Below are 25,266 nucleotides of genomic sequence, written 5' to 3' on the forward strand. Positions count from 1 at the left end.
TAAAAAAGGATGCACTTCTTCATGATGTGCACCCTCTTATATTCTTTGTGACCAAAACTCGGTTTAGTCAGTTCCGTAACGCTTCTTAAAGCGATCAATACGACCGGCTTTCTTTTGAAAGTTCATATTGCCGGTGTAAAAAGGATGGTTCTTTGAATCTACCTCACTGCGATAAACCCCATCATCGGGATCCATGGTACTTCGCGTTTTAAATTCGGTTCCATCGCTCAGGACAACCGTAATTTCGTTGTATTCTGGGTGAATTCCTTTTTTCATAAGATTCTTAAATTTCTTTATTACCTATTTTGGATGTGCAAATATAACAGTATATGAGGCTTATTGCAACGATAATTACTACTGGAAATCTTCCAAATTATCGAGATCATCAATCGAGCCCAGCATACTTCCCAGCATATCCGAATAGCTGCGGCCATTATCTATTTCTTCCTTCCCTAACATAGAGTATTGATGCAAAGATTCAATAACGAAATCCATAAGAATATAACGATTTTCAGGTTGCTTATCCTTTCCATATTCCTTAATAACAGAACCCAGTCCCTCAACCTGTTCAAGAGCCTTTTCATAGGCTTCGCCAGACATATTATCAGTAAGTTCAAGAGTATTGCCATTAGCAAACCAATCCAGTAGAGGCTGATAAATACTGGGATCTTCCTGTTTTTTTTGAGCTTCCGGATCTGGAAATATTCGCTTAAAAGATTTCTTGATAGCCTTTCCGATAAGATGCTTTACCACATTAAGGGAGCCCTCCTGTTCCCCCTCATATACGAGCTCCAACTTTCCGGTCAGAGCAGGCACTACATGAAAGAGATCCGTTATTCTGGCAGTCGTACGCTTTTCTCCGTTTACCAATGCCCGTCGTTCGGCTGATGAAATAAGTTGCTCCATAGCCGTAATCGTCATTCGCGTCGATACTCCACTCTTCTGATCGATATATTCTGATTCCCGGGCTTCAAAGGCCACCTGCTCCAGCAACTCACGCAAAAGATCAGGGATATTGACCTTAATTTTGCTATTACGATCGAACCACGCCTCCTGACTGGTGATTTTCTTCCCTATTTCCAGTTTCCTAGGATAGTGAGTGAGAATCTGCGCATCGATACGATCCTTCAACGGCGTAATGATATTTCCACGGTTTGTATAGTCTTCCGGATTCGCGGAAAATACCATAAGCACATCCACCGGAATACGTATGTTAAATCCGCGGATCTGTATATCGCGTTCCTGCATAATATTTAACAGAGAAACCTGGATGCGCGGCTGGAGATCCGGCAGTTCGTTAATTGCAAAAATACCTCTGTTTGTGCGCGGGACCAGTCCAAAATTAATCACATTTTCATCCGCTAATGTCAGTTTTTGGGCTGCCGCTTTTATGGGATCAATATCTCCGATCAGATCGCCCACGGCTGTATCCGGAGTTGCAAGCTTTTCTCCGTAGCGCTGGCTGCGATGAATCCATTCGATGGGAGTCTCCTCTCCGTGTTCATCGATCATCTCAATGGCCTGTTTAGAAACAGGATTTAACGGATCATCGTTAATTTGTGAACCTTTAACAACAGGTGCATATTCATCGAGAAAAGCTGGCAGCTGGCGTAGAATTTTTGTTTTAGCCTGCCCCCGCAATCCCAGCAGGATGAAATCATGTTTGGACAACAAGGCGTGCTGCAACTCCGGGATAACGGACTTGTCATATCCCAGTATCCCCGGGAATAGTGTTTCCCCGGACTCAATTTTTCGAATTACATTTTTTCGGATTTCATCTTTTACAGATAGGGACTCCCAGCCTGAATCCCGAAGTTCTCCCAAGGTTTTAAGTTCAGTGTATTGCTCATCCATAAATAATGATAAAATATAATTCTGTTTTCTTTTATAACTCCAGATATCCCTTTTTCATTCAATAGCATTTATCCAAATGAATTATCAGTCTCTCTTCCAGCCTACAATAGATAGGCTGTGGAAGTTTTCATGCCGAAAGTTACATCTGAAATAAAATTATTAAAGCTACTGTGGACATCCCTGGCCAACAACTATTAGACATACAAACCCTCCTGCCTGAGATATATCGTTATGTATTTCAGTGCTATACTTTTAAATTAATTTGCATAGCAGGTTAATATTTTTAAATTAATTTTAACTCGTACTTACAATAATAGGGACGGAGAGTAAGATTAAACTTAAGTTCACAAGATATATAGAGAGAATGTATCATATTTTCGTATCGGCCCCTATGGTGAGAATTAAGTTTTTAACCAATTTTATTGATATAGAGAGTCTGTTTTGTGTTTCCTAATGAAAGTAAATAAGAGGTCAGTTCTACCAACTATATTTGGTCTCCTAATTGTTTTACAAGCTGCGACCAATCCTTCCAACCTCTCAAAGAAAACACCCAATATTATTTTTCCATTTACGGCTACCTGGATGCCTCCGCCGACACCCAGTGGGTGCGCGTAACCCCGGCGCGGAAGCAGCTTTCAACGGACATTATCCCCGAGATGACTGTAACCCTGGAGGAACTGGATTCCGCAAATTCTGTTATCATGAATGACTCGCTAATTACCCTGGCTAACGGTATTAGCTTTGTGAATGTGTGGACGACCATGGACATCCAACCCGAGCATACTTATCGGCTGGTGGCCAAACGCCCGGATGGAGCTACCAGCAGTGTAATTGTAACCATCCCGCCGCCGTTTCCTATGCCTGTTGTAGAGTACCAATGGAACGACTGTCGAGCCCGTCTTACGGTTCAGGATGTGCAGCGATTAGCCGATGTACAATGGATCTGGTATTACAAGATAAACTCATCAGGAAATAATACGGAAAAAACATTTCGGCTTTCACGTCGCAAAAGCGCTGACAGCTTGGGTCCAGGAAGATATTCGGCCCTCATAAGACCGCTTAAGAGGGATCCCGCCATTGTCCTTTCCGAAGGTGAAGTTGTGGAACACCGTAAAACTATTTTTGTGGCAGCCGGAGGTCCTGAGTGGGATGACGACATTGAAACACTGAGTGATATCGAATACACCCTCCAGAAGACAGGTTCTAACATCAAAAATTGGGTAGGATACCTAATAGACATTTTTAGTCGAAGGCCACTCTATCAATGTGATGAATAATAGAAATAGAGGCATGTGATTGAGGATAGTTATATAGTCAGTTTTTATGGAGAGCAAAGAATACACAAAACATAGGGAACGGTGGACAGAGCAGAACAATAGCTCTCGTTTCACCCATTATGTTTTACTCCAAAACTTACTCTGCCTCATTTTTTGTCTGCTAATAGTATCCGGCTGCGATCAATCCTTCCAACCTCTCAAAGAAAACACCCAATATTATTTTTCCATTTACGGCTACCTGGATGCCTCCGCCGACACCCAGTGGGTGCGCGTGGCCCCGGCGCGAAAGCAGCTTTCAACGGACACCATCCCGGAAATGACCGTAACTCTGGAAGAGGTAGAAACCGGCAACAGTTCGGTGATGCATGATTCACTGTTCCAGCCAGCCAACAAATTCAACTATATCAATGTGTGGACGACGATGGACATCAAGCCCGAGCACACCTACCGCCTGGTGGTTGAACGCCTGGCTGATGTACACTGGAGATATTATTACAAAATAAATTCGGACGGATATATGAGAGAACGTTTTTTTAGATTCCGAGCCCGGAATTGGTTTAGTGAAAAAAGTCCTGGTAACTATGTGGGAAGACTGGACCCAAATGCTGACCATATAAATACCCCACTCCCCGAAGGAGAAGTAGTGGAATTTGAGCGAACCGTCTTTGTAGCCGCCGGCGGCCCGGAGTGGAATGAAGAGATTCCCTCAATCGAGGACCTGGAGTATGCCCTGCCGGAAACAGCATCTAACATCAAAAACGGGGTAGGCTATATGCTGGGGATCGTCAGCAAGACCATTCCTTTCGAATGTCAAGAGGATTATCCCTAAGGAAATTAATAGCGAAATATTAAGGTAAGAAGAACTACACGCATTGAAACCGCTGCAAACGATAAGTAAGAATAATTATTAAGAATAACCTGCTATGCTAAACAAAGAGATACTGCTATTTCTATTTTTAGTTATCCCCGCATGGTTCAACACGGTCAACATCGTGTTGGGACAGGACGCCACTATGCAGGGTATCATTACTAGAGAAAATACCGGAGAACCCATGTACGGCGCCAACGTTGCATTGCGCTCGTTATCCGATGAAGATGTTTTAGGTACGGCGGCCGACAGTGATGGGTTTTACCGCATCGGTTCTATTGAACCGGACACATATGCTATTCAGATTACCTATATCGGTTACAAGACCTACGAAGACACGCTGGCATTCGAAGCGGGGGAAAACTACACGTTGAATGTGGCATTGCAGCCAGGCGACGCAGAGTTAGGTGAAGTCGTCATCGAACAGTCTACCGGGGCCGTTATGCGCGATGAAGGCAGTCAGCGGATTAGTCCGGTTGATCTGGGCCGCATCCCCAGCCCGGCATTGGGAGATCTTTCTACCTATATACAAACCCTGCAGGGCGTTGTCGCCCTCGGCGATCGCGGAGGGCAGGTATTTATACGGGGCGGGACCCCTTCCCAAAACCTGGTCCTGCTGGATGGAGCGATGATCTATCGCCCCTCCCATATTGTGGGCTTTTTCTCTCCCTTCCCCAAAAACATTATTTCGGGCGTTGATTTTTATGCCGGCGGATTCGGTCCCCGTTATAACAGCCGCGTCTCCTCCGTTATGGATATCCAATTGCGCCACGGCGACCGCAATAATTTTGCCGGGTCGGCATCTATAAGTCCGTTCGCGGGAGAGCTTTTTTTCGAGGGGCCGCTTAAGGAAGGTAAAGCCTCATGGATGCTGTCGGCACGAAACTCATTGATCGAAAGGACAAGTGCCGGGGTCTATCCCATAGATGACCAACCCCTGAAATTTGGAAGTCAGTTGTTAAAAGTGAGTTTTCCCGGCCAAAATGACCGCTGCTCCGCCATGATTATGCACACGTACGACCGGGGACGTATGGACTTTGAGGTGGATGAAAGCATTAAGTGGAGGAACTTCGCGCTAGGCGGCAATTGTGTAGTATTGCCAGAAAACTCCCGAACCCTCATGCAGTCCAATGTAAATATATCCAGTTTTTCAAACTCACTAATAAATGAGGAAGGGTTTGGCTTTTCATCCAATATCTGGCGCGTGAATGTGGATATAAACCTGCGTCAATATGTTGGGGATACCCGTTTAAATATGGTTTCTTTGGTCGTTTAGAGCGGCTCGGGTATGATATGGATGAGGAATTTTTAGGACTGAATGGCGATAATTCTTCCCAATTTATTCTGGGTGGATATATCAGTACGAAGATACCGCTCGGCGACCGTTTTTGGGTTGAACCCGGGACGGCCCTTACGATGTTTACAAATGATTTTCCCCTTAGTTTGGAACCCCGCTTCCGGTTTACCTGGCAGCCATTTGGCAGTGAAAATCAGGAACTGGGCGGGGCTTTGGGCCTCTACCGGCAGTCGGTGACCGGGGTGAGCGATATGCGTGACGCCAGCTCCGTATTTGTAGCATGGATGAGTTCTCCAGCGGACGGAAGCCAGATGGAGTCGATTCATGGTACGTTAGGCTGGCAGCAGTCAATTGGACAGGGATTTAGTTGGTCGGCCGAGGGATATTATAAACGTATTAAGAATCAGCCAGTACCGGTGTGGAGTACCATTGCACAGTTTACAACCAACCTGTCTATGGCCAATGGCGATACTTACGGAGGCGATCTAAGAGTGGAATATAACAGGGGACGATTCTACGGTATGTTGGGATATGGCTATACCTGGACACTTTACGAAGCGGCGCAGGATCACTTTAGCCTCTGGTTCGGAGAACCCGTTCAGGAATACCACCCGCCACACGACCGCCGTCACCAGGTCAATGCCCTGGTTAGCGTTGATCTCGGATCATATACGGCGGGCGTGCGATGGCAACTGGGTAGTGGCATGCCCTTTACCAACCCCTTGGGATTTGATGATATGCTGGACTTCAGGGAGCGGCTACCGGATGTAAACACGGACCAAGGCGTACGGCGGGTTATTCTTGACAAGCCATACCAGGGACGCATGCCAACAGTTCACCGGCTGGATGTCTCACTGGAACGCAGCTTTCAAATCGCTTCCGGAGCCCAGCTGAATACCCGGATTGGTGCCGTAAATGCTTATGACCAGACCAACATATTTTATTATGATGTGTATACTCACCGGCGTATTAACCAATTACCTGTTGTTCCTTATCTTACATTAAAAATGGAGATCGTAAAGTAATTTCACTCCATAGCATTTATCAAGGCACGTGCTTTTACCAGCGTCTCCTCCCATTCAGCTTCGGGATCGGAGTCCCCCGTGATAGCCCCCCCAACTGCGTAATATAGGGTTTCATTTTTGATAATTGCCGTACGAATGACCACATTAAAATCAAAATCTCCATTGGGCTTAATATATCCAATTGCCCCGGAATACAGCCCGCGTTTATAGGTTTCCAGCTCCTCAATGGTTTTCATGGCGCTTATCTTTGGAGCGCCGGTCATAGACCCCATAGGAAAGCATGCTTTTAATATTTCAATAGCATCTTCTCCTTCCGCTACCTTGGCCATCACTGTTGAAACCATCTGGTGTACCGTCTCAAAGGATTCAATATTAAATAATTGTTCAACCTTCACGCTTCCTTTCTTAGCAATATGACTTAAATCATTTCTGACTAAGTCAACAATCATGAGGTTTTCGGCCCGTTCTTTTGAGGAATGATATAATGCTTCTTTCAGATCTTCATCCTCCTGCTGGGTTCTCCCCCGCTTTGCTGTCCCTTTAATTGGCTGGGAAAAAATAGTTTTCCCTTCTCTCCGTAAAAAACGCTCTGGTGATTGGCAGCAAGCAGACCAGTCATCCACTTCCAAATAAGCCCCAAAAGGAACACGACCTGCTTTTTTCATCTTGGAGTAAAGCTGTTGGGGATCTCCACGGAACGCACCTTTGAGCTGATGAGAGAGGTTAATCTCATAAAAATCACCCTCTATAATACGTCTCTGTGCTTCCTTTATTTGTTTTATATAATCGACCTTTGCAACTCTGGGTCCAAAATCTTCGATAAGATATTGCTGTTTATCCAAGGAAGAGAAAGTATCCGGATTAACTCTTGGCGCTCCCTCTCCCCCGACCATTTCAAACCGGCCATCCCCCTTTTCTTTTTTTAACAGGTATTCGGGGACCATAAAATAAAGATCCGGCAGTCCCAGAGGATCCTCATTCTTCGATGATAAATCCTCCAGGTAGTTTTTTAGATCATATCCCAGATAGCCAAGCAGCCATTCGTTATTATATTTTCTTCGAAAATCCTGTAGTGCATTCCAGGGATTATCTTCGAAGCTGTACTCTTCTCCTTCTTTGACAATCTTAATCTGGTTCCCATAGGCTTTTATCTCCACTTTGGGTTGTGCTGCTAAATAAGTAGTACGAGACCATGGATGCTCATTAGACTGTGATTCCAATAAAATGATTGGCCCCTTGTTAGCTAGTATGTGAGTAAGATTTTCGAGATTTTCTGCCATTTAACCCGAAAGTGGTTTCTTATACTTGTTTCTGAATGTTGTATAGTCTTTTCGAAGTTGATTAAGAATAGAATGATCCGTACCAAACTTATGGGTATTGATTTGGCAAACAGGCAAAACCTCACGAACGGAGTTGCATATGGCCACCGATTCTGCTTCGTACAAGCGTTCCATCGGATATCTCCCCTCTTGAATTCTTAAATGGCTGTTCTTGTTGACAATATCGATTACAATATCCCGGGTAATACCCGGTAGCAAATCGCATGCTTCGGAAGGGGTAAAAACGTTATCTCCCTCAATCCAAAAAATATTGGCAATAGTAGCTTCCGAAATCCATCCTTCCGTTGTTTGCATCAGTGCATCATCTGCTCCTTTATCCGCAGCTTCTTTGGCTGCAAGAATATAGTTGATACCATTCGTAAATTTACCAAAGCCAGGCAGCGATTCTGATGGAATACGAGAGGTAGCTACGGTTGCTAAACGGACCTCTCTGTCTTTAAAATCGGGGCATTCGCTTGCCGTGATCAGGTACTGCAACTCCACTTCATTCTTACCGGCCAGATATCCCCGGCTTCCATCTCGCCAAAACTGTAACCGGACAATGGCGCTATCAATCAGCAGATTATCCTTTGAGAGTAACTCCAAAATCTGCTCCTCTAAAAGTTTTTCTTCAGGGAATTGATCTAAATTTATCCCCAATTTATTTAAGCCTCTTTTGAGCCGATCCAGATGTTCGGAAAAGAACAAGGTTTCTCTTCCATAGGTACGAATCGTCTCAAAAGCGCCTTCTCCGTATAATAAGGCCCGCGAATTTGCTGAAACAATAGGGGTTTCAGCAGAAAGGAGAGCTCCATTATGGATGATATGACCGTTATCCGTCATTAATAATGGTACTTAAACTATCAACTTCAGCTTTATTAAGTATACCAAGGGAAATATATTGTATTTTTCCATCAGGATTATAAAGAAGATGAGCAGGCAGACCCGGCACTCCAAAAGCCGAAAACTGTTGGGAGCCAGCCACATAGTGAAAAGGGAAATTATTTTCACTAATAAAAGCTAAAGCCTCCTCTTTCCTTAGCCCCACCATGGCAGATATAACCTCCAGATCATTGGTAAAGCTATGCTTAAGTTCAGCCACCTTCAGATGCCCCTCATCAGAAGAACCCGACCACTGCGACCAAAAATATAGCATCACGAATTGCCCCCTAAAATCACTGATTCTCAGGCTGTCGGAAGTCTTAACCTCCAACCAAGAAGTAGTTTTAAGGGAATCTTGTTTTACGATTTGCTCCCGAAAAGCAGCCTCACGATCAAGAGGAGTACTAATGGTAAAATAAGAAATAATAAGGGCCCCAACTATTGCCAGAACTATTAAAAAGGGTTTAAAGTATTTCTGATCAATGCGCATGCTACTGTTTTTCGGGCATTAGGATTGCCCCAGATACTGGAGGAAGTTTTAATTCAATTTCATTTTTGTCCAAATCCACACGTCTGCCGGTTAAACAATTTTTTAAAACAGCCGTTTCATTTAGCTCAAAAGGAGCAATCTCAATGCGGATACTTTGCGGTTCTTCGGACTTGTTGATTACCACAATACCAAATTTTTCCAGGTTAAGAAACCTTGCAAAAGCGAGGATATTCCGATTGTCGTCCGTATTCAGAGGCTGAAAGTCTCCCGTTTGAAAGGCTAAATGCTCATTTCGTATCTCCCCGAGCCGTTGATACCAGCTAAACAGATCGTTATCAAAATTATTATCATCGGGTGTTCGCTCCTTGTTCAGCGGATGTTTTTTCTCCGGCTCATAATCAAATTCTGGCCATACCATCGGCTTCCGATCATCCGGATCACCCGCTCCCCACATACCAGCTTCGGTCCCGTAAAAAATCATGGGAGCCCCAATGTAAGTGTATTGGAAAAGAGCAATCAATTTTTGCAGCCTTCGTTCTTCTGTTGTGGGTTTACGTACGTCAAAACCATGTTCCGGACGGCCGTTCTCATTGTATTCCCGACCCGGATTCACAATCATCGACGCCAGTCGGGGCGTATCATGGCTATCCATCAGGTTCTGCATAACCATAGTGGCCTCAGAGGGCAATTTCTGGCGTACTTTTTTTAATTCATGCAAGAACTCCGAGGCCGTTAAATCTTCATCAATCATATAGCTCTGCACAATTTTCGCAAAGGGATAATTCATTGCGGCCGTAAACAGATCCTCACTCACCCATTCTTTTGATTTTGTGGTCCAGATTTCTCCTACGGTATAGGCCTCCGGATTTATGTCTCGAACCAAGGCGTTCCATTCCCGCCAAAAATCCTTGCCTATCTCTTCGGGCACATCCAGCCGCCATCCATCAATGCCGTCCGACGGATCGCCATCCCCGTCGGGATCCATCCACCGCCGTGTAATTGCATATATGTGCTCCCTAACCGGCTTGATTAGCGTTCCATCCTTCTCCTTAAACTCCGGAAGTGACCAATGCCCCCACCATCCGTCATAATCAAATGGGATGTTAGAGTCTTCATCTCTAAAGGACTTAACTTCGTACCAATCTTTAAAAGGAGATTGTTCCTGGTGTTTAACCAGATCGCGAAAAGCCCAAAATTCCGTACCGGTATGATTAAAGACTCCATCAATAATGATATACATACCACGGTTATGCACTTCTTCGATAAGCTTTAGAAAAAGCCGGTCTGCGGAAGTCCACTGCCAGGTAGAAGGATCCATGGGATTTTCCTGCTCCATAATTTCCTCATCCCCCTTCGGGTCGGGACCAAAGAAACGGTCCACATGATGATAGTAACTGGTATCATATTTATGGAGGGAAACGGCATCAAAAATAGGATTTAAGTAAATCCCTCCTATTCCTAATGACTGTAAATAATCCAATTTATCAATAATTCCCTGCAGGTCACCTCCATAGCGGCGATGATAGATGCTGTCGGTAAACTTGTCTCCCAGTGATTTCTCCCAGTCTGTTTGGGCATACCAGTCAGCTGTCCATGAAGTAACAGACCATCCCTCGGGTCCATAAACATACTCCCTATGCGGATCATTGTCAGGGTCTCCGTTACGAAAACGTTCGGGAAAAATCTGGTACCAAATCACATGCTTGGTCCATTCGGGTGCATGGTAAACATCATTTTTATCGGATGTAATATCTTCAGTATTATCTGTATCTACTTTTGTCATGCAATTCTAATTTTCATCTATAAATTATCATGCTGATTATTTTGTGCTGCCCCAATTGGACATCTGTATTATTATATTATAACCAGAAAATATTCTTAGATATGTTAACCGGCATTTTTTTCGAAAAAATATGCTATTCATCTATATACCAATAAGTTAAAAGGATTATATCAAATAGAAATTATATCAGCTACTCGTACCAGTTCTTTATCCATTTTGGGGTTGCGCTTGGTTGCATGATCCAATTCTGTATATTCCACTTTCCGATTACGAATCCCAACCATAATATCTCGTTTACCATCACGCAAGGCTTCTACCGACAATACCCCCAGACGACTGGCAAGAACCCGGTCGCCGCAGCTGGGACGTCCACCACGTTGCACATGTCCCAAGATGGTTACCTTGGTCTCATAACGGTCGCCAAACTGTTCCTTAACCTGTTCCTCCAGATCGTATACGCTGCCATTTTTATCACCCTCAGCAACAATAACCAATCGGGAACTTTTATTACGCTTCGAAGTGCGTTCCAGTGATTCAAAAAGCTGCTCGATACCCCGGTCTTTTTCGGGTATCAACACCTCTTCTGCACCTCCTCCAATCCCTGAATACATGGCTATAAAACCAGCATCACGACCCATTACCTCAATAAAAAAGAGACGGTTATGGGAAGTCGCGGTATCCCGAATTTTATCCACGGCTTCGACCACCGTGTTGAGGGCCGTATCAAATCCGATGGCAAAATCCGTTCCGTAAATATCGTTATCGATGGTGCCCGGAATACCAACAATGGGGAAATCGTACTTATTGCCGAACTCCATGGCCCCCTTAAAGGTACCATCTCCGCCGATTACTACTAAGGCATCCAGCTCGTGTTCCTGAATATTTTCCCAGGCCTGTGCCATTCCTTCCTTCGTTTTGAATTGGGGACTTCGGGCCGACTTAAGAATCGTACCGCCCTGGTGGATGATATGCTTTACCGACCCTGCATTCATCTGTTCAACATCGTTTTCAATGAGTCCTTCATATCCCCGGTAAATACCAAAAGGCTCAATACCATAATAAACACAGGAGCGTACAACAGCTCTGATTGCGGCATTCATACCCGGAGCATCGCCCCCGGAAGTTAATACTCCAATACGCTTTATCTGATCTTGCTGGGTAGACATATAATATTAATGTATTCTGTTATTATCGATTATAAGTTCTTACTGTATATTTTCTGTCGTTGATCGGTGTATGAGTTCAGGTATATACGCCTCCTGCACCAAATCTGCTTTTTCATCATCAATATGATGAAATAATACCTTTGTGCCTTCATATCCCATCTTAGACATGGGTTGACGCATTGTTGAAAGTCCAATATATCGTGAAAGCTGAATATCGTCGTAGCCAATAATAGGAATTTCCACATCCTGCTCCTTCATTGCTGATAGCGCACCAATAGCCTGTATATCCGAAGCACAAACAACAGCCTCCGGAAACGGATCCAGTGCTAATAGCTTATTCATAGCCTCATAGCCGTTACTTTCATTAAACCCATCGCGATAGGTAGTATTTCCAGTAACGATAGGCACGCTATCTGTATCTACTCCATAACCATTCAGTGTTTCCAAAAAGCCTTCCTGGCGTTTAGCTGCCGGAATCGAGTTTTTTTCCGCAGTAATCAAGGCCAGTCGGCGCAGTCCTTTCTCTAAAAAAAATTCTGTAGCCTTGCAGGCTCCCTGTTTATTATCAATCTGAAAATAATTAGAGGCCGAATAGGCGTCATCAATTAATACCATATGCTGACCTAATCTGTGAATTTCTTCCCACTCTTCATTTGAGAGATGAGTGGACACAAACAGGTAACCGTCCGCCCACTTACGTCCCAACAGCCTTTTCAGCTGTCCTATACGCTCTTCCTTGGGTTTCACATTATAGATATGGAGTTCGAAATCCGTTTCTGAAATAGCATCCTGAATTCCACTTAATACCTGCAGGAAGAAATAATTTGAAAGTAATGGCACTACCGCCATTATCACTTTCTTTTGCCGTGCGGCCAATCCCTGTGCAAATCCTTGGGGATGATATCCAACCTGATCGGCAATTTGAAGGACCTTATCTCTCGTTTTAGGAGACACTTTGGTACTTTTATTAAATACGCGGGATACCGTTGCTATACTAACCCCTGCCTGCCGGGCTATGTCGTATATGGTATGTGACAAATTTTAAGCCGCTTAATTTCAAATATGCGGAATAATACTGAAAGCGCTTACACTTGTCAATAGATTTTAATGCTTAACAACGACCCGCTGACACTACAGCTGTTGAATCAGTTCCTGGCATTCTCTTTTCAGTTCATCATCACCTATAACTTTTGACTCCATGCTTATGGCTTCCTTACAACTTTCACGGGCATTGTCTTCTTGTCCCATCTCTTCATATACCTTTGCCAGATCCAGATAATAAAGAATATAATCCTCCTTCTGCTCCGTAGCCTTTTCAATATACTCAGCAGCCTTTTCATTACTGGCATCACCTGGAATTCCACCAAATAGAGTATTTGCCGCGGCACGTTCAAACCAGCCAAGATTCGCTACTTTAAAATGCCAGCGTCCCAACACATGAAGTGCTCCGGCGTGATCAGGATCTGCTTCCAGGGCTCTATCGGCATACTTCTTTATATCCCGGGAAGCTGCCACCCGAGCCTTAGCCCCTGAAATCAAAGCTTTTCGCCCCATCGCCACAGCCATCACAAAATTTGACTGCACATCAGTGGAATCAATGGCCAATGCACGCTCAGCAAGTTCAATGGCTTTATTGAAGTGTTGTTCTTTGGTGGATTCATCCTCTGCCCGGTTCCCAACCCTTGAATTCAAAAAACTTGCCCGCCACAGCGCCTCATAATTATTTGGGTCCTCCTCGATAACCTGCTCATAAAGCTGCAGCGCTTTGTTTTCTTCATAGTTTCTATATAATGAGTCTGCCCGCTCTTTTAAATTCTCTCCCTGCTGGGCAAAAATGATAGCGGGGAATAATACAAATCCGATAAATATCAACACTCTCGTAAATTTTGTACACATAGCTTTACTTATTATTAATTGAACGGCTAATTATTTAATACAACACCTCATGATTAAGAGTATGCCAAGCTATCGTCATATATTATCTAAATATGTACATGCTTCTCTTTAATAGTTAACTAACGCACAACTATTACAAACAGTCTGCAATAAAATAAATTAGTTGTTCAGTGCAATATCTACCTTATTCAAGTTACTTTTAATAAGCTTTTGATAGAGCTCGTCAAGTGCCCCTTCCAGAGATTGACTCGTATCTATCTCAATCAAATTATGAGGACTCAATTCCTGCGGAGCCTGATACTTCTGATCTATTTTCTCAAAATCATCCAGTCGGGCGTCTGAAATAACCCCCTCCTTTCTTTCTCTTTCCTTTAGACGTTCAGTGATTAATTCATCGGGAGCCTGCGTTTCTATAAAATAAAAAGTAGCATCCATGTTTAGGGTATACAACTGATCAATCAGCCTCTTTCTGTTTTCTTCTTTACTATAAGTTGCATCCAGGATAACACTATTTTGAGACGCAAGATATTCCCGGGCCTTTTCACTCAGCTTATTATATACCTTTTTGGTCATGGATTGTGAATACAATTCTTCACGTTGCAAAACATCCGTTCGCTCATCCAAAGGAAGGCCTTTCAGCGACTTTCGAATACGATCTGAAGAACAATATTCGATATTTATCCGGCTGCTTAACGATCTTGCCAAGGTACTTTTTCCTGTGGCTATTCTTCCCATAAACACAAGCACTGTTGGGCGAGAACCAAGCAGCGCATACCGAAGAGATAAATTGAAATAAGATCGGGCCTTCAGGCGTGCTTTTTCCCGCTCCTCTTCCCCGACCTCCTCTTCCGAGGCCTGCATGCTTTTTACCTTGCCCTTAACGTAAGCCCGGTAGCATTTATAAAAATCAATATGGATAAGCAGATCCGGGTCATTGAGTTTTTGGGTCATCTTTTCCAAAAAATATCGCTCCTCTTTACGGCTGTTGGTAAAATCCAGATCCATTGCAAGGTATGCCAGGTCTGCGGCCGTATCACCGTAGCGGAAACGATCGTTGAACTCTATACAATCGTATATGCGTACCCTATCCGGGGTAATATGGATATGCTCCAAATGTAGATCACCATGTCCATCTACAATACGCTTTTCATCTATTCGCTGCTTAAACAGAAACGAAAAAAGATCATAATACCGATTGGTATATTTCCGAATGGCCTTAAAGCTATTTTCATCAATAGTTTTCCCGATAAAAGACTCAGTCTGACTAAAGTTTTCATCGGTATTAAATCGGACTTTCTCTATTGCTCCCCACTTCAGGATGTCTTCTTTCGGTTCCTGCTTGTTATAAAAAGTGGAAAGTTTGTTTGCAACCCGATCCATCATCCGAAGTTGGAGTGCTCCCTGATCAATAAAAGAAGTCAAAAAATACTCCTCCTCAAGCCTCTTCATTTTAACCGCATATTCGATAACATCTTCCCCATCCTCTGATTCAAGGATGAAAGTATCAGCGGTTTTTCGGGCAATAGCTATAACGCCCAGATAAATATCTTCACAAAGTCTTCTGTTAAGTTCAACTTCTCTCTGGCAATAAAACTTTCGTTTCTCAAGAGTACTGAAGTCCAGGAACTCAAAATTGACGGCTTTCTTTATCTTATAGACATACGAACCGGCAATAAATACGTGAGAAATATGAGTTTGGATGTGCTCAACCCGGTCTGGATGATGAGCATAGGAATCCGGGTCTTCCATAAAATCAATAACTGCTGCACTCGGTCCCTGGGACGAATCACTAATGTTCATTAAAAACAGATCTGATTATTTTAACACGAGAGTGCTATATTAGTATGAACAAAAGCTTTGCCAGAAAGATCCCATTTTAAAAAAGGAATTCTTTCAACACCAGCAAACGTCTGCCTTTTAACCGTCCCAATTACTGCCTTTTGTTTTGATGAGGACAACTCCAGTCCCCCCGCGGACCCCATATGTTGCGGCTTCCGCGTCTTTAAGAACCCGTATATAATCAATGTCCTTAGGACTTAACATACTATTCACCCGAGAATAAGAATAGCCTACTGTAGTGCCGTCAATAACATACAAAGGCGTAATGTTCGAAGTAAAAGAATTAATTCCCCGTACAATTACCGTGACATTATCACCTGAACCCGAAACATTAACACCGGGAACACGATAGAGAAAATCGGCCAGGCTGGTAAAATTATTATTCCCTTCAGACACACTGCCCCTGGGATTCTCCTTCTTTTCCGAATCTATAACTGTTCCCGAAGAAGAACAACCAGCAAAAAGAAGAGACATTGATAGAATAGATAAAAAGATAAGATTTTTCATATTAACCCCCTCTTTTCCATTCAATAACTAATCTTTTGAATGGGGTTAAAGTATTTAGTGTAACGCACTATAATATTTTAATTAAAAGCGTGAACAAATACAATAAATATATTAACTACATTTTAAGTTATGATTTCTTCCGGATAACAATAAAAGAGAGTACACCTCAGACCATATTTTCAGGTTGTGTTTTTGTAAAGTTTAATCTCAAATAGCTCTCTAAAAAGATCTTTCCTTTTCTACTCTACTTCATTTATGATCCCCTCTCCGTCAATCCGGAACTCCTTATATTCGGTATTAAGCTGTTCGATAGGATATTCTATATCACGTTCAGTATTGGCGGTAATCACCAAGCCGCCGCCCTGTCTGTTTACCTCAATATTGGAAAAAATGTGTTCCTTTAAGTTTTCTCGGTAACTGCCTACTATTTGAAAGTTAAGCAACTGATCCCCTTCATAGGTAGCGGCCATCAATTCCCAGTCCCGATACATTGATTCCCGGATGCGCATCATCCACTTTATGTCAATATTGCCAAAAGGGGTTTCTCCAAAAAGAAACAAGGCATAGGAAGTTTCTTCATCGGCACCTACACAATTATCCAGACCCCCTATCGTCTCCTCATTAATAACTGTGGAGTCTACTTCAAAAGGAATGGTAAGCTGACGAGTAGATTCACATTCTGCTGCATTCTTCAGATAGCCCACTAAATCAGAAGGCTGACTGGTATTGGCGTCTTGCTCTTGCCGGGTACTTTCGTTAAAAGCGTTAAACTCTTCGGAACTGGTAAACTGCTCATTCACGGTGGCCTCATCTTCATTCCCTGAGCTACAGCCCGTTATGAACGAGAGACAAAGAATTACAAGCCCGATAACAATAGCATATCTTTGCATAATGATCCTGCTTTTATGAGATCTTTACAGCAATATTATTTCATTTTTTACCGGATGAGGGTTTCAGGCAACCCTTACTCTTCCGCTTCCTCCATCTCTTCGGATTGTCCGTAATTACGCATCACATAATCATCCAGGATTTCCCGAAACTCCTCTGCTATATGATCGCCACGGAGCGTGCTGTGATGTTCCCCATCCATATAGACAGGTGCTTTGGGCTCCTCAAACGTGCCGGGCAATGATATGCCGATATTGGCATTGCGTGACTCTCCGGGACCGTTTACCACGCATCCCATCACAGCGACATTCATTTCTTCTACCCCGGGATACATCTCCCGCCACACCGGCATCATCTCACGCAGATAATCCTGGATCTCTTCAGCCAGCTCCTGAAAATAGGTGCTGTTAGTCCGACCACAACCTGGACAGGCGGTTACCTGAGGTACAAAACTGCGAATACCCAGCGACTGCAGTACCTGTTGACAGATACGCACCTCTTCCGCCCGGTCACCGTTGGGCTTGGGCGTTAATGATACGCGGATGGTATCGCCTATTCCCTGTTGAAGCAGTACCGAAAGCGCCGCCGTACTGGCCACAGTCCCCTTCATGCCCATGCCCGCTTCCGTAAGTCCTACATGCAGTGGATAATCCAGTAGCTCTGCGATACGTTCGTAGACGTGAACCACATCCTGTACATGTGACATTTTACAGCTGATGATAATCTTATTGGATGGCAGTCCCACGCTTTCGGCCAACTCTGCAGACCGGCGGGCACTTTCCACCATGGTATCGAGCATAACCTGCTTCGACGACTTCGGATTGGCTAGCTCACTGTTTTTATCCATCTTTTTAGCCAGAAGCTGTTGATCCAGTGAGCCCCAGTTGACACCTATGCGCACCGGTTTGTCATACTCGATTGCCTGCTCCACAATAGTACAGAAATTCTCGTCGCGGGTTTTGGTACCGGTATTCCCGGGATTAATACGAAATTTGGACAACGCCTTTGCCGCTTCGGGATACTTAACCAACAATTTATGGCCGTTATAGTGGAAGTCGCCCACAATAGGCACCGTTACATTTTCGGCCAGCAACTTATCCTTGATATGGGGCACTGCTTGGGCGGCCTGATCGTTATTGACGGTAATACGGACGATCTCCGAGCCGGCCTGATGCAGGTACTTAATCTGTTCGGCGGTCGCTTCTACGTCAGCTGTATCGGTATTGGTCATGGACTGTACCACTACCGGTGCACCACCGCCTACCGGCACATCACCCACCATTACCTGTATCGATTCGCGACGTTTTATATGAGACATATGTGTTATTTTGTTGTTCTTTTTCTTCTATCTTAGCAGCTGCTGTTACAGCAAGCTACCTTATATATTCTTCCTTTTTTGTGAACCTATAAAAATACGCCTGTACTGTAATTTATGTTCAAAATTCTGAATCAACAGCAAAAAGACAAATCCAGCGGTTATTTACTCGTTAATGTCACCGGATACTGTTCCAATCAAATGCTTATTCTTTCTTACTAAGCTCAAAAAGTTTTTTCTTCTCCTCTTTGGTTAGCCCGTCATATCCTTTTTCAGCAATCTTTTCCAGGATGGTATCGAGCTCATCCTGTTCAGTTTCATCGATAATCTCCACATCCGAAACCGCATGCATATTCTTATTCCGGGGCTTCGACTGACTTTCTTCATACGTACCCTTCAGCCGGTACCAAAACTGTTCAATCGGCAAGATCCATTTACTCAAATCGTAGCCCTGCTGCATTCTTTTCATCATCAGGTAACCAATGCCTGCACCGGCCAGGTGTACAATACGTGCCGTACCGTCGGAAGAGCCCAAGAGCAGCATATCCAGGGCTATCAGTCCCGCTACCACGTACCGCGCCTGTATGGGTGGAAGCAGCAACAGCATAATCGGCATAGTGGGGAAAAGCATGGCAAAAGAAACCATGATACCGTACACGGCACCGGATGCCCCGATGACCGGATTGTAACCCAATAAAGGAGCTGCAACCACATCCAGTAACGCCCCGCCAAGTCCGGCGGCGAGATAGATTACGCTAAAGGTTCGGGGACCCAAATGCTCTTCTACAGCCCGTCCCATCCACCAAAGCCACAGCATATTGAATATCAGGTGGAAGGCGCCTCCGTGGAGGAACATATAGGTAAACATTCGCCACGGTTGAAATAAGGCCGTCTGCCAATCGGGATAAAAAGCAAAGGTTCTGATGAGGGAATTGCTGTACTGCGAACTGAAAATACCCAGCAGCACCTGCAGTATAAAGACGGCCACATTAAGGGTAATAAGCGTACGAATGGCTACGGGCAGTGCCCGGTATCCGCGCTTAAAAGAGTCACTAAACGATTCGTTGTACATTCCTTGCATCTTGGTTACCTGCCAGTGCTTTGCTCTATAAAGTTAGGAATTAGATTATTCATAAGTTAATAATTAGAACGTTCACCCTTTAGTCCCCAGTACTTGATCAGGATAAAGCCGACCAGCATACCGCCCAGGTGAGCAAAATGCGCAACGCCCGAATTGGACCTCGTTAATCCGCTGATGAGCTCAATGGCCCCAAAGCCCGCTACAAAATACTTTGCTTTTATCGGGATGGGCGGAAACAGCAACATAATGGGCCGGTCCGGAAACATCATCCCGAAAGCCAGCAAGATACCGTACACCGCCCCGGAGGCTCCCAGCGTGGGCACGCCTCCAGGACCTACGATCATGTGCAGGATGGCAGCGCCAATACCGGTCAAAAAGTAATAAATCGTAAATCGCTGAGTACCCCAGAAGTTTTCAATGGCCTGACCAAACATCCAGAGTGCAAAGAGGTTAAAGAAAATGTGTCCCAGTCCCGCATGCAGAAACATATAGCTGACCAGCTGCCAAAAGCCAAAACGGCCCGACTCCAGCGGCCAGAGCGCGCCATATTCAAACAGCATCTGGCCGATGATCGGGGTATTCAGACCCACAAAAGCCAGTCCGTTTATGATAAGCAAATGCTTAACTGCCGGGGGGAAAATGGAAAATTGCGTACTCGGTTGATAGTTCGAAGACTGATAATTCAAGAATAATAGCGTTTGTTGGTATTTTCTTTCATCGGAATATACAGTTCCTGACGTTCAAATCGAACTGTTTCAAAAAGGGAATCATTCCCTCCTTTTGAGTATATACGCAGACAGGACTCAAATGTTTTGCTGTTATACCTTTTCACTGATAGGGACACAATGAATTATTATATCCTTTTACTTTTTAATTTTATATATCGCCAATTGAAGCTTACCTGATTTCAAACGGGATTTCAAAAAGCTTTATCATATTTCTCCTGGAAAATGGGTTACAAATAGACGGCTAAAAATAGCCGCGGTGGTGCAGACCGGAAATAAATCATTAGTAAGGTGGCCTTAGATTGTGGATTTAAAAATTTTTCGTAGCTCACTTCCTGCAGGGAGTTCAAGGTAAAATTCAGCCTCTCCTTACCGTTATCAGAAAAACTGGACCAATAAGTAAAGTTTCTGAGCTTTGGGAAAAGCCTGAAGCTCAGCAAACCATTATTTTAGGTCTATCAGTAAAATAAATTGGTACTTATTGGGAAATAGAAGTTTGATTTTCGATTATTTTTTCTAATTTGAATTACTACTTGCAAAAATTTCTGTTCTTATGCCTTTATTCATGGATTACCATCTCGTTTCCGACATCGACATCGATGCGGTAAAAGAGGGCCATTTGGCTGATAAATCCATACAGGAAAAATACGGCGTCAAGTATATTCAATTTTGGGTAAACCAGGAAGCCGGAACGATATTCTGCCTGATCGAGGCCCCTGATAAAGAATCCTGTGAACTGGTTCACCAAGAAGCCCATGGGAATATTGCTTGCCAGATTGTACAGGTCGAAAGCGGTTTTTATAAACTATTTATGGGTGAACCCCATCAGCTCGATGACGGGATTGTAGTTGGGAAAGACGGCGACTTAGACAAAGCCTACCGGTTTGTGCTTGCAATTCATATTCTGGGAATCACAAGTGCTGTAGATTCGGATGATTTGAGCCAGCTGATTCTGCCCGGTAAACCTAAAACACTGATTCAGAGAATCATCCCATCGTACGATGGACGAGAGGTTAAAAACGGTGATTATGATGGAATACTTTGCGTCTTTTCAAAAGCCGAAGAAGCGATGGGCTGTGCTATTGAAATTCAACAAGAGTTTTTAAAACGGATAATGAACCCGGAAGACGAATCCTGGAATATCACATTCAAGATAGGGATAGGTGGTGGACAGCCTGTGACAATGGGCGAACATTTTTTTGAAAAAACGATCCGGCTTGCCCAACGGCTCAGCTTAGTTGCCGGCGACGGGGAGATTATAGCATCGAATATGGTTAGAAAATTGAGTGAAATAGAAGAGAAACATAAAGGTCCGTCATCATTAAAAGCGATACAGTCCGCTGAGGAAGAGTTTCTGGAACAACTATTTGACATCACGGAGAAAAATCTCTCCAATGATGCATTTAATGTTGAACAACTTTGCCGTGACATCGGTATCAGCCGGTCGCAGCTGTACCGGAAAGTCAAAGCCATAACCGGAAGTTCGCCGGTCGTGTTTATTCGCGATATACGCTTGAACAAGGCCCTCTCACTGATCAAAGAAAACAAATACAACCTTTCCGAAATTGCATTGGAAATTGGATATAACAATCCCTCCTACTTTTCAAAATGTTTCCGGGATAAGTATGGTGTAAAAGCGTCAAATGTAGCTGTATAGTTTTGTGATCTGTATTCTGTAGAATTTCATAGAGACTTCAGAAGTATTAGTACATAACCTGAATTAGAGAGTTAGATTAATTATCTACTCCCTTAACAATTACTACTATGCCTTTATACATGGATTGTCATGATACTCCGGGAATTAAAATTGAGGAAGCCGAAAAAGCTCATTTAAAAGATTTGGCCGTTCAGGAAAAGTATGATGTGAAGTACATATCCTATTGGGTAAATGAAGACAGCGGTAAAGTTTTTTGTTTGATGAAGGCCCCCAACAAAGAAGCCATTCATAAGACACATCTTTTAGCAAATGGCATAGAAACGTGCAATATTGTGGAAGTGGAGGGAGGGCTTTACTCAGCCTTTATGGGGAAAGACTTAACGGACAGAGACGATTTAGTTGTAGATGAAAACGGAACTCCAGATGGCGGATATCGATTTATCATGAATCTGGATATCATTGCCGTCACCCGGCTGACTGACTTTATCGATTTTGATGAGCTAAAACTACCCCAGAAACCACTTGAAGCTGCAGAACGATTCATTTTAAAAAACAATGGTAACGTTGTAAACCAATTGTCTTACGATCGAGTCATTGCTGTTTTTAAAACACCGGAAAGCTGCCTGCTATGTGCCAAAGAGATCCAGGAGGAATTTCTCTCCCATCAATTTCATTACACTTCAAATGAGTGGAATTTTAAATTCACAATGGGCTTGTGTATCGGAGAACCGGTATCAAAAACGGATGACCAGATTTTCCAAAAGGCATTAAATAAAAGTATGTGGTATTGCAAAATTGCAGAAAATGGAAAGATTGCACTGCCCATTGAGTTCCAGGAGATAAGCGTTTTATGCAAAACAGAAATGGACGAACCCGGTATTAGCATTATCGACAAATCCGACCAGGTATTTATTCAGCGGTTATTTGATCACATCAACTTGAATATTTCTAACGTTGATTATACCATTGACAAATTAAGTAAAGAGATGCGATTGAGCCGGGCTCAATTGTATCGGAAATTAAATTCCATGTCTAACACCTCTCCGGTTCAATTTGTCAGGGACATCAGGCTTAGATTCGCACTGAACCTGATCAAAGAGAGAAAGTTATCAATCTCGGAAATAGCCTATGAGTTGGGGTTCTCCAATCCATCCTATTTTGCCAAATGCTTCAAAGAAAAGTATGGTATCTCTCCCTCCAAAATAAAAGTTGAAGTGTAGCCACTGATAGAAAATATAAATCAAGAAATCTCCAATAGTGACTTGAGATTCTTTTCGGCCGGTGCAACAAATGTTGCATTTTTTGCAACAAATGAGGTGGAAGAGCAACAAATACGGCTGTATATATAAACTGACATTAATATTTAACCTTAAAAAAAGGTGACTATTATGAACAGTTTATATAAAATTTCTCTGATCTGTACCCTCCTCCTCTCTTGGGCATCCACAGCGTGTCAGGCTCAATCTGAAGATGGTATTATGACCGAATACCCGGAAGAAAAAGCCGAAATTTTACAAACGTGGAATGAAATTATTGAAAGCGTGAAGAACGGTGATATAGACAAATTAATCTCTTTCCATGCCTATGGACCCAAGTTCACTGAATTTAAACAAGGGGCTCCAAGAAACGGAGGTGAGGAAAATGAAGCCTTTGAACGAGGAGTGTTTGGAAGCGTTAAGGAAGCGTTAAAAATGGACGCAAATGATATGAAGATTGCCGTCTATTACGGGAATGTAGCCGTGGTGACCTTTCATTCAGATTTTCATTTGCAGTTTGAAGAAGAGATGGCCGTTGTGAATGATCAGATCAGCCTTGTATTTGTCAAAAATAATCAGGGAGAATGGAAAATAGTGCACGAACATCATTCACCTCTTACTCAATCATAGAAAGAGATCAGTTCTACTTTACACATAGGTAAGTATACAGGTATCAATAGTAAGCATTAGCACTCTTTGTATGTGAAACACAGGTACCTGCTCTACAAACAATAAAAATAGCAAGGGGAGACACATGATTAATATTGAAGAATTACAATCAACATTTAGAGGTCGTTTAATTCAGCCAAACGATTCTGATTATGATGAAGAACGACAGGTCTGGAATGGATATATCGATAAACATCCCGCCCTGATCGCAAAATGCTCCGGCATGGCAGATGTGATCGATGCGGTAAACTTTGCACGAAAAAACGATATCGAAGTGTCCGTGCGTGGCGGCGGACATAATGTAGCCGGCTCCGCACTTTGTGATGACGGGATGGTGATTGATCTGTCTGAAATGCGCGGAATCCATGTCGACGCATCTCAGAAACTAGCCCGGGTGCAGGGCGGTGCAACCTGGGGAGATCTGGACCGGGAAACACAGGTATTTGGATTAGCCGCTCCCGGTGGCGTGGTATCTACAACCGGAGTCGCCGGCCTGACCCTGGGAGGAGGATTGGGATGGATGCGAAAAAAACACGGACTAAGCTGTGATAATCTTCAATCTGTGGAGATTGTAACGGCCGATGGAGAACTACTTACGGCCAGCGATACCGAAAACCCGGACCTCTTCTGGGCACTTCGCGGCGGAGGCGGAAACTTTGGGATTGTTACGTCCTTTGTATTTCATCTTCATGAAGTTGGCCCCACTGTGATGATGTGTGCCGTCATGTACCCGGTTGAAATTGCCAAGACCGTGCTCTCTACATGGAAAGATTTTATGATAGCCTCGCCCGATGAAATTAGCTCGCAGCTACTGTTTTGGGCACTGCCAGATACCGACGATTTCCCCGATGAAGCAAGAGGAAAACATGTCATTGCCATTACAGCCATGTATGTGGGTGATCCGGATGAAGGTGAAAAGGCCTTCCGGGAGTTACGGGAAATCAACACACCTGTTTTAGATTTGAGTGGAAAGATCCCCTATTCGGTGGCTCAAACCATGTTCGATCCCTTCTTCCCCAAAAATGAACGGCACTACTATTTCAAATCCCAGGATCTGGCATCTCTGAACCAGGAAACAATGGACGCTCTTATTGAAGGCGCCAAAAACAGGCCGGTACCGTCGATGCTGCTTGCCATTTGGCATTACGGAGGAGAGATGAATCGAATCGCCAGTACCGATACAGCGTTTGGAAGCCGAAATACAACATTTCTGATGAGTGTTGACTCCGTTTGGGATGACCCGGCTGATTCCGAAAAAGTCATTTCATGGTCTCGAAACTTTCTGGATCAAATGAAACAGTTTTCCGGTGACGGGATGTATGTGAATTTTTCCGGATTTGGTGAAGAAGGAGAAGACCTGGTTCAGAAAGCTTATGGAGATAACTATGAGCGGTTAACTAAAATTAAAACTGAGTACGATCCTGATAATTTCTTCCATCTAAATCAAAACATCAAACCCGTTTCTGAATAAC

23 protein-coding genes are annotated in these 25,266 nt (G+C 43.6%); 8 read left to right on the forward strand and 15 right to left on the reverse strand.

All coding sequences use genetic code 11. The features are described from left to right. Window positions 1-63 precede the first annotated feature (63 nt). The gene (gene rpmE, locus ABEB05_RS03745) at window positions 64-276 is read right to left on the reverse strand and encodes a 50S ribosomal protein L31 (protein WP_265787646.1); all 213 of its coding nucleotides are present in this window, start codon (window positions 274-276) and stop codon (window positions 64-66) included. Between the two features lie 78 nt (window positions 277-354). Beyond that, window positions 355-1,854, reverse strand: a complete 1,500-nt coding sequence (locus ABEB05_RS03750) for a sigma 54-interacting transcriptional regulator (RefSeq protein WP_265787647.1) — start codon at window positions 1,852-1,854, stop codon at window positions 355-357. Between the two features lie 605 nt (window positions 1,855-2,459). On the opposite strand from ABEB05_RS03750, the gene ABEB05_RS03755 reads away from it, so the two are divergent. From ABEB05_RS03755 to ABEB05_RS03770, 4 genes are all read left to right on the forward strand, one after another. Next, window positions 2,460-3,131 (forward strand): hypothetical protein, encoded by a 672-nt coding sequence (locus ABEB05_RS03755; RefSeq protein WP_265787648.1) that lies wholly within the window; start codon window positions 2,460-2,462, stop codon window positions 3,129-3,131. Between the two features lie 46 nt (window positions 3,132-3,177). Continuing rightward, window positions 3,178-3,960 (forward strand): hypothetical protein, encoded by a 783-nt coding sequence (locus ABEB05_RS03760; protein WP_265787650.1) that lies wholly within the window; start codon window positions 3,178-3,180, stop codon window positions 3,958-3,960. Window positions 3,961-4,054: 94 nt separating this feature from the next. Next, a complete protein-coding gene (locus tag ABEB05_RS03765; RefSeq protein ID WP_265787652.1) occupies window positions 4,055-5,275 on the forward strand; it encodes a TonB-dependent receptor in 1,221 nt (406 codons plus the stop codon). 17 nt (window positions 5,276-5,292) lie between these two features. Next, window positions 5,293-6,321 (forward strand): TonB-dependent receptor, encoded by a 1,029-nt coding sequence (locus ABEB05_RS03770; protein WP_265787654.1) that lies wholly within the window; start codon window positions 5,293-5,295, stop codon window positions 6,319-6,321. A 2-nt stretch (window positions 6,322-6,323) separates the two neighbouring features. Here the strand turns inward: ABEB05_RS03770 and pabB are convergent, their stop codons facing one another. The 13 genes from pabB to ABEB05_RS03835 all read right to left on the reverse strand — a co-directional run bounded on the left by pabB (window position 6,324) and on the right by ABEB05_RS03835 (window position 20,173). Next, window positions 6,324-7,601 carry an aminodeoxychorismate synthase component I gene (gene pabB, locus ABEB05_RS03775; protein ID WP_265787656.1) on the reverse strand — a complete coding sequence of 426 codons (1,278 nt, stop codon included), beginning with the start codon at window positions 7,599-7,601 and terminating at the stop codon, window positions 6,324-6,326. Further along, window positions 7,602-8,483, reverse strand: a complete 882-nt coding sequence (locus ABEB05_RS03780; protein ID WP_265787658.1) for an aminotransferase class IV — start codon at window positions 8,481-8,483, stop codon at window positions 7,602-7,604. Then, window positions 8,473-9,012: a TlpA family protein disulfide reductase gene (locus tag ABEB05_RS03785; RefSeq protein WP_265787660.1), complete on the reverse strand. Its 540-nt coding sequence runs from the start codon at window positions 9,010-9,012 to the stop codon at window positions 8,473-8,475. Before ABEB05_RS03785 ends, ABEB05_RS03780 begins: the two co-directional genes overlap by 11 nt. Window position 9,013: 1 nt before the next feature. Then, a complete protein-coding gene (locus tag ABEB05_RS03790) occupies window positions 9,014-10,795 on the reverse strand; it encodes a glycoside hydrolase family 13 protein (protein WP_265787662.1) in 1,782 nt (593 codons plus the stop codon). A gap of 170 nt (window positions 10,796-10,965) precedes the next feature. Beyond that, a complete protein-coding gene (gene pfkA, locus ABEB05_RS03795; RefSeq protein ID WP_265787664.1) occupies window positions 10,966-11,961 on the reverse strand; it encodes a 6-phosphofructokinase in 996 nt (331 codons plus the stop codon). A gap of 39 nt (window positions 11,962-12,000) precedes the next feature. Continuing rightward, window positions 12,001-12,999, reverse strand: a complete 999-nt coding sequence (locus tag ABEB05_RS03800) for a LacI family DNA-binding transcriptional regulator (protein WP_265787666.1) — start codon at window positions 12,997-12,999, stop codon at window positions 12,001-12,003. A 93-nt stretch (window positions 13,000-13,092) separates the two neighbouring features. Continuing rightward, window positions 13,093-13,857, reverse strand: coding sequence for a tetratricopeptide repeat protein (locus ABEB05_RS03805; protein WP_265787668.1), 765 nt, complete (start codon window positions 13,855-13,857; stop codon window positions 13,093-13,095). A 159-nt stretch (window positions 13,858-14,016) separates the two neighbouring features. After that, window positions 14,017-15,657 (reverse strand): bifunctional aminoglycoside phosphotransferase/ATP-binding protein, encoded by a 1,641-nt coding sequence (locus ABEB05_RS03810; protein ID WP_265787669.1) that lies wholly within the window; start codon window positions 15,655-15,657, stop codon window positions 14,017-14,019. A 117-nt stretch (window positions 15,658-15,774) separates the two neighbouring features. After that, window positions 15,775-16,203, reverse strand: coding sequence for a TonB-dependent receptor plug domain-containing protein (locus ABEB05_RS03815; protein WP_265787671.1), 429 nt, complete (start codon window positions 16,201-16,203; stop codon window positions 15,775-15,777). Between the two features lie 239 nt (window positions 16,204-16,442). Continuing rightward, window positions 16,443-17,093 carry a hypothetical protein gene (locus ABEB05_RS03820; protein ID WP_265787673.1) on the reverse strand — a complete coding sequence of 217 codons (651 nt, stop codon included), beginning with the start codon at window positions 17,091-17,093 and terminating at the stop codon, window positions 16,443-16,445. Window positions 17,094-17,167: 74 nt separating this feature from the next. Further along, on the reverse strand, window positions 17,168-18,409 hold the full coding sequence (ispG, locus tag ABEB05_RS03825) for a flavodoxin-dependent (E)-4-hydroxy-3-methylbut-2-enyl-diphosphate synthase (RefSeq protein WP_265787675.1): 1,242 nt from the start codon (window positions 18,407-18,409) through the stop codon (window positions 17,168-17,170). A gap of 202 nt (window positions 18,410-18,611) precedes the next feature. Further along, complete coding sequence (locus tag ABEB05_RS03830; RefSeq protein WP_265787677.1) at window positions 18,612-19,478, reverse strand: rhomboid family intramembrane serine protease; 867 nt, start codon at window positions 19,476-19,478, stop codon at window positions 18,612-18,614. A 65-nt stretch (window positions 19,479-19,543) separates the two neighbouring features. Continuing rightward, the gene (locus ABEB05_RS03835; RefSeq protein WP_265787679.1) at window positions 19,544-20,173 is read right to left on the reverse strand and encodes a rhomboid family intramembrane serine protease; all 630 of its coding nucleotides are present in this window, start codon (window positions 20,171-20,173) and stop codon (window positions 19,544-19,546) included. A gap of 592 nt (window positions 20,174-20,765) precedes the next feature. Between ABEB05_RS03835 and ABEB05_RS03840 the strand changes: the two genes are divergently transcribed. The 4 genes from ABEB05_RS03840 to ABEB05_RS03855 all read left to right on the forward strand — a co-directional run bounded on the left by ABEB05_RS03840 (window position 20,766) and on the right by ABEB05_RS03855 (window position 25,265). Continuing rightward, on the forward strand, window positions 20,766-21,869 hold the full coding sequence (locus tag ABEB05_RS03840; RefSeq protein ID WP_265787680.1) for a nickel-binding protein: 1,104 nt from the start codon (window positions 20,766-20,768) through the stop codon (window positions 21,867-21,869). Between the two features lie 107 nt (window positions 21,870-21,976). After that, window positions 21,977-23,089 carry a nickel-binding protein gene (locus ABEB05_RS03845; protein WP_265787682.1) on the forward strand — a complete coding sequence of 371 codons (1,113 nt, stop codon included), beginning with the start codon at window positions 21,977-21,979 and terminating at the stop codon, window positions 23,087-23,089. Window positions 23,090-23,257: 168 nt separating this feature from the next. Beyond that, on the forward strand, window positions 23,258-23,755 hold the full coding sequence (locus tag ABEB05_RS03850) for a YybH family protein (RefSeq protein WP_265787684.1): 498 nt from the start codon (window positions 23,258-23,260) through the stop codon (window positions 23,753-23,755). A 124-nt stretch (window positions 23,756-23,879) separates the two neighbouring features. After that, the gene (locus tag ABEB05_RS03855; RefSeq protein ID WP_265787686.1) at window positions 23,880-25,265 is read left to right on the forward strand and encodes an FAD-binding oxidoreductase; all 1,386 of its coding nucleotides are present in this window, start codon (window positions 23,880-23,882) and stop codon (window positions 25,263-25,265) included. The last annotated feature ends 1 nt before the right edge of the window (window position 25,266 follow it).

It is taken from the genome of Fodinibius salicampi (assembly GCF_039545095.1).
GTDB lineage: Bacteria > Bacteroidota > Rhodothermia > Balneolales > Balneolaceae > Fodinibius > Fodinibius salicampi.

Coding starts and splice junctions, on each gene's coding strand:
- ABEB05_RS03850 (WP_265787684.1), top strand. CDS start 23,258: ATGAACAGTTTATATAAAATTTCTCTGATCTGTACCCTCCTCCTCTCT.
- ABEB05_RS03760 (WP_265787650.1), top strand. CDS start 3,178: ATGGAGAGCAAAGAATACACAAAACATAGGGAACGGTGGACAGAGCAG.
- ABEB05_RS03785 (WP_265787660.1), bottom strand. CDS start 9,012: ATGCGCATTGATCAGAAATACTTTAAACCCTTTTTAATAGTTCTGGCA.
- ABEB05_RS03840 (WP_265787680.1), top strand. CDS start 20,766: ATGCCTTTATTCATGGATTACCATCTCGTTTCCGACATCGACATCGAT.
- ABEB05_RS03815 (WP_265787671.1), bottom strand. CDS start 16,203: ATGAAAAATCTTATCTTTTTATCTATTCTATCAATGTCTCTTCTTTTT.
- ABEB05_RS03765 (WP_265787652.1), top strand. CDS start 4,055: ATGCTAAACAAAGAGATACTGCTATTTCTATTTTTAGTTATCCCCGCA.
- ABEB05_RS03810 (WP_265787669.1), bottom strand. CDS start 15,657: ATGAACATTAGTGATTCGTCCCAGGGACCGAGTGCAGCAGTTATTGAT.
- ABEB05_RS03750 (WP_265787647.1), bottom strand. CDS start 1,854: ATGGATGAGCAATACACTGAACTTAAAACCTTGGGAGAACTTCGGGAT.
- ABEB05_RS03820 (WP_265787673.1), bottom strand. CDS start 17,093: ATGCAAAGATATGCTATTGTTATCGGGCTTGTAATTCTTTGTCTCTCG.
- ABEB05_RS03845 (WP_265787682.1), top strand. CDS start 21,977: ATGCCTTTATACATGGATTGTCATGATACTCCGGGAATTAAAATTGAG.
- pfkA (WP_265787664.1), bottom strand. CDS start 11,961: ATGTCTACCCAGCAAGATCAGATAAAGCGTATTGGAGTATTAACTTCC.
- ispG (WP_265787675.1), bottom strand. CDS start 18,409: ATGTCTCATATAAAACGTCGCGAATCGATACAGGTAATGGTGGGTGAT.
- ABEB05_RS03830 (WP_265787677.1), bottom strand. CDS start 19,478: ATGTACAACGAATCGTTTAGTGACTCTTTTAAGCGCGGATACCGGGCA.
- ABEB05_RS03770 (WP_265787654.1), top strand. CDS start 5,293: ATGGATGAGGAATTTTTAGGACTGAATGGCGATAATTCTTCCCAATTT.
- pabB (WP_265787656.1), bottom strand. CDS start 7,601: ATGGCAGAAAATCTCGAAAATCTTACTCACATACTAGCTAACAAGGGG.
- ABEB05_RS03790 (WP_265787662.1), bottom strand. CDS start 10,795: ATGACAAAAGTAGATACAGATAATACTGAAGATATTACATCCGATAAA.
- ABEB05_RS03780 (WP_265787658.1), bottom strand. CDS start 8,483: ATGACGGATAACGGTCATATCATCCATAATGGAGCTCTCCTTTCTGCT.
- rpmE (WP_265787646.1), bottom strand. CDS start 276: ATGAAAAAAGGAATTCACCCAGAATACAACGAAATTACGGTTGTCCTG.
- ABEB05_RS03805 (WP_265787668.1), bottom strand. CDS start 13,857: ATGTGTACAAAATTTACGAGAGTGTTGATATTTATCGGATTTGTATTA.
- ABEB05_RS03855 (WP_265787686.1), top strand. CDS start 23,880: ATGATTAATATTGAAGAATTACAATCAACATTTAGAGGTCGTTTAATT.